Annotated in this window: 7 protein-coding genes and 1 pseudogene; 2 read left to right on the forward strand and 6 right to left on the reverse strand. The window is 67.7% G+C overall.

Annotated features, from left to right (window positions below):
- The coding region (locus E4L98_RS30580) for a glycosyltransferase (protein WP_135201196.1) at positions 1–2,283 on the reverse strand (2,283 nt) is incomplete at its 3' end.
- Positions 2,284–2,530: 247 nt separating this feature from the next.
- On the opposite strand from E4L98_RS30580, the gene E4L98_RS08865 reads away from it, so the two are divergent.
- Positions 2,531–4,291, forward strand: coding sequence for a glycoside hydrolase family 2 protein (locus tag E4L98_RS08865; RefSeq protein ID WP_135201197.1), 1,761 nt, complete (start codon positions 2,531–2,533; stop codon positions 4,289–4,291).
- A 37-nt stretch (positions 4,292–4,328) separates the two neighbouring features.
- On the opposite strand, the gene E4L98_RS08870 is transcribed toward E4L98_RS08865, so the two are convergent.
- The 5 genes from E4L98_RS08870 to E4L98_RS08890 form a co-directional block, all read right to left on the reverse strand.
- Complete coding sequence (locus E4L98_RS08870) at positions 4,329–5,216, reverse strand: LysR family transcriptional regulator (protein ID WP_135201198.1); 888 nt, start codon at positions 5,214–5,216, stop codon at positions 4,329–4,331.
- A 169-nt stretch (positions 5,217–5,385) separates the two neighbouring features.
- Positions 5,386–6,105, reverse strand: a complete 720-nt coding sequence (locus tag E4L98_RS08875) for a hypothetical protein (RefSeq protein WP_135201199.1) — start codon at positions 6,103–6,105, stop codon at positions 5,386–5,388.
- 16 nt (positions 6,106–6,121) lie between these two features.
- On the reverse strand, positions 6,122–6,655 hold the full coding sequence (locus E4L98_RS08880; RefSeq protein WP_205746693.1) for a hypothetical protein: 534 nt from the start codon (positions 6,653–6,655) through the stop codon (positions 6,122–6,124).
- Positions 6,652–7,107: a (2Fe-2S)-binding protein gene (locus tag E4L98_RS08885; RefSeq protein ID WP_135201200.1), complete on the reverse strand. Its 456-nt coding sequence runs from the start codon at positions 7,105–7,107 to the stop codon at positions 6,652–6,654. The genes E4L98_RS08880 and E4L98_RS08885 overlap by 4 nt, the downstream gene beginning before the upstream one ends.
- A 20-nt stretch (positions 7,108–7,127) precedes the next feature.
- On the reverse strand, positions 7,128–9,257 hold the full coding sequence (locus tag E4L98_RS08890; protein WP_135201201.1) for a xanthine dehydrogenase family protein molybdopterin-binding subunit: 2,130 nt from the start codon (positions 9,255–9,257) through the stop codon (positions 7,128–7,130).
- 271 nt (positions 9,258–9,528) lie between these two features.
- On the opposite strand from E4L98_RS08890, the pseudogene E4L98_RS30585 reads away from it, so the two are divergent.
- A pseudogene (locus tag E4L98_RS30585) lies at positions 9,529–9,920 on the forward strand (hypothetical protein); the annotation flags it as partial.

Raw genomic sequence — 9,920 nt, forward strand, 5'->3', positions numbered from 1 at the left:
GTCCTTGCGCACGCGCCAGCCCTCGTCCTCGAACTTGCCGGTGGTGCGCGCCACCACCTCGCGCATGCGGCGCGCCATGGCGGCGCGCTGGTCGTCGTCCATCGCCAGCGCGGTGGCGCAGGCGGCGATGAATTCCTCGTGCGTGTGGCCGATGGCGACAATGTCGCCGTACGGTTTTTCCACGTCGTGGATGGCGGTGCTGACGATCGGCAGCTCGGCTGCCATGTATTCCAGCACCTTGGTCGGGCTGATGTAGCGGGTCGCCTCGTTCAGCGCGAACGGCATCAGGCAGACGTCCCAGCCAGCCAGGAACTGCGGCAGCACCTGGTACGATTGCTGGCCCAGGTAATGGATGTTTTCCCGCTGCGGCAGTTCGGCCGGGTCGATCTTGACCACCGGGCCCACCATCACCAGCTGCCAGTCCGGATTGGCGTCGGCCAGGTCGGCGATCAGCTGGGTGTCGAAGCGCTCGTCGATCACGCCATAGTAGCCGAGGCGCGGATGGGGAATGTCGGCATGCAGCGGATGGCCGTTGCTGCGGTCGAGCGCCTGGTGGAAGTGCACCGCGTCGACGCTGCTGGCGAAGCAGTGGGCGTTGTCGTGGCGGTTGCGCTTGGCCTCATACAGGCTGGGGCCGCCGGTGAACACCAGGTCGGCCGTCTTCAGCAGCGCGGTCTCGCGCTGCAGCAGCTGCTTGGGCGGGTTCTTGAACGCGCTCAGCTCGTCCATGCAGTCATACACGATCAGGCCGGCGTTGGGCGGCAGCAGCGGCAGCGCCATCGGCGTGTAGAACCAGACGATCGGTTGCTGGTCGATGCCCGGCAGCTCGGCCAGCAGCGGTTGCAGCACCGCCAGCTGGTCGTCGTGGAAGCCGGGCGCCTGCACCGGCGTGTGCGGCTGATACACGGTGACGTTGGGCGCCGGGGTGCTGGTCTTCAGGTAGGCCGCGCCGTCATGGTAGACCGGCTCCTCGACGAACAGGATACGGTAATGCTGGGCCAGGCGGGACAGCAGGTGTTGCGGGCGCTGGTAGACGAAGTCCCAGCGCAGGTGACAGAAAACGATCATGGTTTGCATTGCGCTCTCCCTTTGGTGTGGCTCGGTTGGTAAATGACAGAGGTGGTTGGTCAGGCGGATCGCCTGGTGCAGCGCGGTGGCGTACGGCGGCACCGCCACGCGCGCCAGCGGCGGCGTGCTGTGCAGGTCGACATCCCACAGGCCGCTGCGGTGCCAGTGCTCGGCGTGGTCCCAGTCCGGGCGGTCGATCGCCGGATACAGGCAGACGCCGCGCAGGTCGACGCCGTGCTGTACCGCCAGCGCCGCCTGCTCCGCCATCTGGCGGATCCAGACCCCGCGGCCGCTGCCGACGTGGCTGGTCTCGGCCAGCAGCAGCGGCCGCCGGTAGCGCTCCTCGAGTTCGACCAGCGCCTGGTACAGCGGCTGGCGGCGCGGGTCGTCCAGGTGCCACCACAGGCGCAGGTTGCTGCCGCTTTCCCACTGGTTGCTGTGGTAGTAGTTGCCGCCGATGATGTCGAGGTAGCGCGGCGCGCCGCCCAGTTCCGGTTCGCGCCGGCCGCACAGCATGTCCCAGGCGTCGAACTGCGAGGCGCGCCAGCCGGCCGCCTGCGCCGCCCAGTCGGGCCGGTCGGGCGGCGCGATCACGTGGATCAGCGGATCGCACTGCAGGATGCGCGCGCCCGGCGTGACGCGCCAGATGGCGTCGCAGCCGGCGATGCTGGCGCGCACCAGCTGGCGCTTGCCCTCGTCGTGCGCGCGCGGGTCGTGCATGTTCTTGCACTTGAACATGTGCACCGACAGCCCCCAGCTCTGGAACGAGATTTCGTTGATCGGCGAGTACACCGGCGTCGGCCCGACCCAGGGCGCGAGAAATTTGGCCAGTTCCGTGGCGTAGCGCACAAAACGCGGCACAAAATCGTCGCCGTAGACATCGACGTCATCCGGCCAGCCGTAATGGCAGAAGGTCCAGCAGATCTGCAGGTCGAGTTCGCGGGCGGCCTGCAGCCGGCTTTCGAGGATGCTGAAGTCGAAGCGGCCGTCGCGTTCGCACAGGCGCCAGCCGGCCGACTCGCGCACCGTGCGGATGCCGAATTCGCGCAGCAACTGGTAATCCGCGCGGCTGCGCGTCAGGTGGCCGGTGACGGCGTTCATGTCGAGGGCGCGGCCGGCGTGGTTGACGTGGTCGGCGCCTTCATAGCCGGCCTGCCAGAAGGTGGCGAACGGCGGCGCTGGCGCGATGTGTGGCGGCGAATCGGAATTAGACATGATGAAACCAGGTCAATGCTGCGATGGTGCGCCCCCTGCCAACTACGGCAGAGGTCGCTGGCGCTAAAGGCGGCTTCTGCAAAAACGTAAAATTATCCTAACAATGATTTACATCTTCGGTGCGTACGGTTAAGCAATCGTGCGCGGTTGAGCTACAACATTTTTCCGCGCGGAATTGGGCGCGCCTGCACGGCGCCGCAATCGTTGTTACGATCCGCAATCCACGGATTACAAAGCGAGGAGAGCAATGGTCCAGTTTGAATATCCGCGTCCGCAGCTGCAGCGCGATGCCTGGCAATCGTTGAACGGGGTGTGGGATTTCACGTTCGACGACGAGCGCCGTTACCGCCATCCCGGCGACGACATCAAGTGGACCGATCGCATCGTGGTGCCGTTCTGCCCCGAGTCCGATGCGAGCGGCCTGGGCGACCAGAACTTCCACACCATCTGCTGGTACCGCTGCAAGTTCACGCTGGAACAGCGCGGCCCGCGCACCATGTTGCACTTCGGCGCGGTCGACTACCGCGCCAAGGTGTGGCTCAACGGCGTGCTGGTGGCCCAGCACCGCGGCGGCCACACGCCGTTCCGCGCCGACGTCACCGACGCATTGGTGGACGGCGACGAGCAGGAACTGATCGTGCGCGCGGAAGACGATCCGGCCGACCTCAACAAGCCGCGCGGCAAGCAGGACTGGCAGCTGCATCCGCACTCGATCTGGTATCCGCGCACCACCGGCATCTGGCAGACCGTATGGCTGGAGCCGCTGCCGGCCACCTACATCCAGTCGCTGCGCTGGACCCCGGTGTTCGACCATTTCGAAATGGGCTGCGAGGTGGTGGCCGGCGGCGACATCGGTCCGCAGATGTCGGTCGAGGTCAAGCTGCTGCACGACGGCGTGCTGCTGGCCGCCGACCGCTACCTGCTGGTGGGGCAGGAAGCCAACCGCAAGATCCTGCTGTCCGACCCCGGCATCGACGACTCGCGCAACGACCTGCTGTGGAGCCCGGAACGGCCGACGCTGCTGGACGCCGAATTGACGCTGTACCGCGGCGAGCAGGTGGTCGACCGGGTGCGCTCGTACACGGCGCTGCGTTCGGTGGCGATCAGCCGCGACCGCTTCATGCTGAACGGCCGGCCCTACCACCTGCGGCTGGTGCTGGACCAGGGCTACTGGCCGGAATCGCTGATGACGGCGCCGTCCGACGCGGCGCTGCGGCGCGACGTCGAGCTGGCCAAGGAAATGGGCTTCAACGGCGTGCGCAAGCACCAGAAGATCGAGGACCCGCGCTACCTGTACTGGGCCGACCGCCTGGGCCTGCTGGTGTGGGAGGAGATGCCGTCGGCCTACGCCTTCAGCCCGCGCTCGATGACGCGCCTGATCGCCGAATGGACCGAGGCGATCGAACGCGACTACAGCCACCCATGTGTGATCGTGTGGGTGCCGTTCAACGAATCGTGGGGCGTGCCCAACCTGACCGCGCTGGCGGCGCACCGCAACGCGGTGGAAGCCTTGTACCACCTGACGCGCATGCTGGACGGCACGCGGCCGGTGATCGGCAACGATGGCTGGGAAGCGTCGGCCACCGACATCCTCGGCATCCACGACTACGACGGCGATCCGGACAAGGTGCGCCAGCGCTACGCCGTCACCGACGAGGTGCGCACCCTGTTCGACCAGCGTCGTCCGGGCGGCCGCATCCTGACGCTGGACGGCTTCCCGCACCGCGGCCAGCCGATCGTGCTGACCGAATTCGGCGGCATCGCCTACGACCCCAACGCGCCGGAAGGCCACACCTGGGGCTATTCGCGCGCCGGCGACGCCGCCACCTATCTGGAGCGCTACCGCGCGCTGCTGAAGGTGGTCAACGAAACCATCATGTTCAGCGGTTTCTGCTACACGCAGTTCGCCGACACCTTCCAGGAGACCAATGGCCTGCTGAACGCCGACCGCACGCCCAAGGTGCCGATCGAGCAGATCAGCGCGGCCACGCGCAACGTGCCGATCTAGGCGGCGGCGTCCGCGCGGCTGGCGCGGCTGCGCGGACTCATAGCTTCAGCGCGTCGACCACCAGCGAGAACGCCGGCGACGCCTGTCGGCGGCTGGGATAGTACAGGTGGTAGCCCGGGAAGCTCGGGCACCATTCGCGCAGCACGCTCACCAGCGTGCCGTCTTTCAGATGTTCCTCCGCCATGTCCTCCGGCACGTAGGCCAGGCCGTAGCCGGCCAGCGCGGCGCGCAGACGCGATGAGGTGTTGTTGAACACCCATTGGCCGTCCACGCGCACGTTCAGCGCCACACCGTCCCGTTCGAACTCCCACACCTGCAGATTGCCGTGGGTGGGCAGGCGCAGATTGATGCAGCGGTGCTGCTGCAGCTCGTGCGGCGTGCGCGGCCGCGCATGGCGCGCGAAGTATTCGGGCGTCGCCACCACCGCCATGCGCAGGTCGGCGCCGATGCGCACGGCGATCATGTCCTTGTCCACCTGGTCGCCCAGCCGCACGCCGGCGTCGAAGCGCTGCGAGACGATGTCGGTCAGGCTGTAGTCGATGTTGATGTCGATTTTGACGTCGGGGTAGTCGTGCATCACCGGCGCCAGCTTGGGCCACAGCACGTGGTTGGCCGCGTGTTCCGCGGCGGTGATGCGGATGGTGCCGGCCGGCCGGTCGCGCAGCTCGTTGAGGGACGCCAGCTCCTGCGTGATCTCGTCGAAGCGCGGCGCGGCGGTGCGCAGCAGGCGTTCGCCGGCCTCGGTGGGACTGACGCTGCGCGTGGTGCGCGTCAGCAGGCGGATGCCGAGCCGCGTCTCCAGGCCGCGGATGGTGTGGCTCAGCGCCGACTGCGACACGCCCATCTTCCTGGCGGCGTTGGTGAAGCTGCCTTCGCGCGCGACCGTGACGAACGCCAGCAGGTCATTGAAATTTTCATATTCCATTGATGAACGCTCCGCATAAACCCAAGCCGATTATACCGGCTTATCAATAAGCGTTTTGCGCCCTGGACTGCTGCGTGTCGACACAGCAGGGGAATCAATGGAACCAGCACGAATGATGCGCGCCTGGCGGCCCGGGGCTGGCGCCGCCGGGGCGGCAGGGGGGCGGGGATCAGCTGAAGCGGATATCGCTGACGACGATGGAGACCACCAGCGGTTCCGGCTGATGTCCGCCGTCGGCGTCGCGCACGTAGATCAGATGGCGCGTCGGCATGCTGATGCCGTCGAAGGTGCCGTAGTCGTGGAAGTAGTGCACCGCCGGCGTGCCGCCGTTGATGTCGACGTCATAGTCGTGGCGGCGCAGCTTGCCGTCCGCGGCGAAGTAGAAGGTTTGCACCGGGCTGTGGGTGGCGATGCCGGCCGGGTAGCTTACCTGCACGCGGCGCCAGGTTTCGCCGTTCTCCTGCCACGGCGACAATTCCTCGAAACCGAAGCCGCTTTCGGCAAAGGCGAAGGGCAGGGTCAGATAATTCCACATGGCGTAGCCGACGAAATAGGCCAGTTGCGCCTCGCTCCACGGCGTTTCCAGGCCGAAGCCGGCGAACGAATCGCGCGGCTGCTCCAACGCATCGAGCACCTCGCCGCTGACGGTTTCGATCACGGCGCGCTGCGGCGTCACCGCCGTGCGGCGGCCCGGCGCGCCAAACGGCGCGTGCGAGGTCGATTGCCGGTGCAGGGCGATGCTGACCTCCACCTCATCCAGCTTGCCGCCGTGGCCCTTCAGCGGCCACAGGATGCCGCCCTGGCTCAGGTGCGCGCTCAGTTTGCTGAAACTCTTCCAGCGTTCCAGCCCGCCGTGCGCCTCGATGGCCTGTTCGATTAATGCGTTCATATCACTCCTTGCTTGGTTATTGAGGGCAGGGCAGGCCGGCGTCGGCCCACTGTTCCAGCGCCTTGACAAAGTCTTCGTGCGACATCGGCGGCAGCGTGCGGCCGGCGCCGGGATTCCATGCCCACAGCACCAGCGGGTCGGTTTTCATGTGCTCGATCACCTGCTCGCCGGTCTTGCGGTTGCCGTTGCGGGCCGGGTCGCGCATCTGCTGGCACACGCCTTTCTTGTCCAGCCCCTGCCAGCGCATGCTGAGCGGGGCCAGATGCCAGTTCGGCGCGCCCGGCACCTTGCCCTGCGCGGTGTTGCCGGCCTGGTGGCAGGCGGCGCAGTGCAGCACGGCCGAGCCGTGACCGTCCTTGCCGCGCACCACCTGCTGCGCGTGGATCACGCCGATATCCTTCTGGCGCGGCGCCTCGGCCTGATGGCAGTTGATGCAGCGCGGCGACATCACCACGCTGGCCACCGGATCGAACAGCGCGCCGTCCTTGGGCGCGGGCGCGGCCTGGACCAGGCCGGCGGCGCACAGCAGCAGATACAGGGCGCGCCTCATGCCTGCCCCGCCGCCTTGTGGATCGCGGCGCGGATGCGCGGATAGGTGCCGCAGCGGCAGATATTGCCGGACATGGCCTGATCGATATCCTTGTCGGTCGGCTTGGGAATCGCGCGCAGCAGGGCGGTGGCCGCCATGATCTGGCCGGACTGGCAGTAACCGCACTGCGGCACGTCGATCTCGGCCCAGGCCTGCTGCACGCGCTGGCCGACCGGTGTGGCCCCGATCGCCTCGATGGTGGTGATCTTCTTGCCGACCGCCGCCGATACCGGCATCACGCAGGCGCGCGTCGGCTGGCCGTCGAGGTGGACGGTGCAGGCGCCGCACAGCGCCATGCCGCAGCCGAACTTGGTGCCGGACAGGTGCAGCTCGTCGCGCAGCACCCATAGCAGCGGGGTGTCCGGCTCGGCCTGCACGGAGAGTGGCTTGCCGTTGATATGTAGGGTCATCATGAATTCTTGCTCCTGCTGGGTTATGCTGCTTGTAACGAGGTGGCGATCGGCAGTTTGCGGATACGTTTGCCGGTGGCGGCGTACACCGCGTTGGCCAGGGCCGGCATCAGCGCCGAGGTGCCCGGTTCGCCCATGCCGCCCGGCGCCTCGTGGCTGGCGACGATATGGGTTTCGATCAGCGGCGTCTCGTGCATGCGCAGCACGCGGTAATCGTGGAAATTGCTTTGCTCGACGCGGCCGTTCCTGAAAGTGATTTCTCCCCACAGCGCGCCGGAAATGCCGAAGATGACGGCGCTTTCCACCTGCGCCCGGATGGTGTCCGGATTGATCGGCACGCCGCAGTCCACGGCGCTGACCACGCGGCTGACGCGCACTTCGCCGTCGACGATGGCGGCGTCCACCACCATCGCCATGTAGGTGCCGAAGGCGAATTGCACCGACAGCCCGCGGCCGGTGGCGCCGTCGCGCGGGCCCTGCCAGCCGGCCTTCTGCGCGGCCAGCTTCAGCACATGTTCGGCGCGCGGGTTCTGCTTCAGCAGGGCCAGGCGGTATTGCAGCGGATCGGCCTTGGCGGCGGCCGCCAGTTCGTCGATGAAGCTTTCGACCACGAACACGTTGTGGGTCGGGCCGACGCCGCGCCAGAACGCGGTGGGGATGTGCGGCGGCTCATGGCGCGTGTAGTCGACCTGGATCGCCTTGAAGGCGTAGGGTGGCGCATCGGCGCCGTCGACGGTCTCGGGATCGAAGCCGTTGTTGAAGGCCGGCGGCAGGAAGCGGCCCAGTACCGAGGAGCCGGTCAAATGATGGAACCACGCCACCGGCATGCCCTGTTCGTCCAGGCCGGCGCGCACGCGGTCGTAGAAGTAGGGACGGAACATGTCGTGCTGGATGTCCTCCTCGCGGCTGTAGATCACCTTGACCGGGTGTTTGACCTCGCGCGCGATACGTACCGCGCGCTCGACGCCGTCGATTTCCAGGCGCCGGCCGAAACCGCCGCCGAGCAGGAAGTTATGCACGGTGACTTTCTCTTCCGGCAGGCCGGTGACCTTGGCCGCCACCGCGCGGGCCCGGGTGATGACCTGGGTGCCGGTCCAGACGTCGCAACGGTCGGCCTGCACGTGCACCGTGCAGTTCATCGGTTCCATCGGCGCGTGCGCCAGGAACGGCAATTCATAAGTGGCTTCCAGCACGCGGCTGGCGCCGGCCAGTGCCTGTTCCGGGGCGCCGTCGCTGCGTACCTTGGCGGCGCCTTTTTTTGCCGCCTGCGCCATGTCGGCGACGATGTCGGCGGTGGACAGCCGCGCGTTCGGGCCGTCGTCCCACTGCGGGGCCAGCAGCGACAAGCCTTTCTGCGCCGCGCCGTAGTTGTCCGCCACCACGGCGGCGCAATCGTCCAGGCGCACCACCTGGCGCACGCCGGGCACCTTGAGCGCGGCGGCCGTGTCGAGCTCCAGCAGGCGGCCGCCGTAAGCGGGCGCGATCGCCAGCGCGGCCACCTTCATGCCGGGCAGCTGGACGTCGATGCCGTACTGCGCCGAGCCATTCAATTTGGCCGGCGTGTCGAGACGGCGCGCGGCCTTGCCGATCAGGCGGAAGTCGGCCGGCTGCTTCAGCACGATGCTGTCCGGCGCCGGCAGCGGCAGGCGCGCGGCGGCTTCCACCAGCGCGCCGTAGCGCAGCTGGCGGCCCGAAGGCGTGTGCGTCACCACGCCGTGCGCGGCGCGGCAGCTGGCGGGATCGACCTGCCATTGCTGCGCCGCCGCCTGCACCAGCAGCATGCGCGCGGCGGCGCCGGCCTGGCGCATCGGCATCCAGGCGGCGCGCATGGTGGTCGAACCGCCCGTCACCTGGAAGCCCAGCGCCGGATTGATGTAGCGCTTGTCGTCGGCCGGCGCGTGTTCCAGCACCACGTCCTTGAGGTCGACCTCCAGTTCTTCCGCGATCAGCATCGGAATGGAGGTGTAGGTGCCCTGGCCCATTTCCACGTACGGCATGGTCAGGTGCACCTTGCCGTCGGCGCCGATGCGCACCACGGCGTTCGGTTCGAAGCTCGCCGCTTCGCGCGCGCGGGCGGACGGGATGGCGATCTGCAGCAGCAGGGCGCCGCCGGCGGCGGCCATGGATTTCAGGAAGAGGCGGCGGTCCGTCATGCCGGCTCCTTGCCCTGCGCGCGGCAGGCGGCGTCTTGGGTCTTCATGCGTGCTCCTGTGGACGAAATGGAAAAATTATATGAGCGCGTATGCCGCGGTTCAGGACATAAAACACGCAATTCAGGCCATGCGGCGCCCCGAAAGAGGGGCCTAGCAGGCGCGCCGCGCGCGCGCCAGCCCTCGAAATGGGTTATCCGCTCCCGCATGTGGCGTATCGCGCGCCGGCCCGCGCACGCGCTAGCATCGGAGCGGATCAATCTTGGAGAGTGGCATGCGGCGTGCGATCGTATTTTTTGTCTTCCCCGGCTTCCAGGTGCTGGACTTTGCGGCCATGACGGTGTTCGAGATGGCCAACGCGATCGCGGATGCGCCGCTGTACGAGATTTCGGTGCTGTCGCAGGCCGGCGGCGGCGTCGCCAGTTCAGCCGGCCCGGTGGTGCAGACGCTGGCCTGGCGCGGCTGCCGGCCGGCCGACACGCTGCTGGTGGTGTGGGCCATGTATTTCGACTTGCAGGGCAATATGGAGCCGCGCGAACTGGCGCGCGGCTGGTTCCGCGACCATGCCTCCGAGGAGCAGCGCGCCTTCCTCGCGCCCGAGTCGACGCCATGGGACGCGCCGCTCGATGCGCCGGCCGTCGCCGCCGCCGAGGCGACCATCCCGGC

It is taken from the genome of Duganella callida (assembly GCF_004614165.1).
In the GTDB taxonomy this organism is placed as follows: Bacteria; Pseudomonadota; Gammaproteobacteria; order Burkholderiales; family Burkholderiaceae_D; genus Rugamonas; species Rugamonas callida.

What these genes read in the sequence shown, in the direction of transcription:
- E4L98_RS08875 (WP_135201199.1), bottom strand. Translation starts at nt 6,105, where the DNA reads ATGAACGCATTAATCGAACAGGCCATCGAGGCGCACGGCGGGCTGGAA.
- E4L98_RS08890 (WP_135201201.1), bottom strand. Translation starts at nt 9,257, where the DNA reads ATGACGGACCGCCGCCTCTTCCTGAAATCCATGGCCGCCGCCGGCGGC.
- E4L98_RS08870 (WP_135201198.1), bottom strand. Translation starts at nt 5,216, where the DNA reads ATGGAATATGAAAATTTCAATGACCTGCTGGCGTTCGTCACGGTCGCG.
- E4L98_RS08885 (WP_135201200.1), bottom strand. Translation starts at nt 7,107, where the DNA reads ATGATGACCCTACATATCAACGGCAAGCCACTCTCCGTGCAGGCCGAG.
- E4L98_RS08865 (WP_135201197.1), top strand. Translation starts at nt 2,531, where the DNA reads ATGGTCCAGTTTGAATATCCGCGTCCGCAGCTGCAGCGCGATGCCTGG.
- E4L98_RS08880 (WP_205746693.1), bottom strand. Translation starts at nt 6,655, where the DNA reads ATGAGGCGCGCCCTGTATCTGCTGCTGTGCGCCGCCGGCCTGGTCCAG.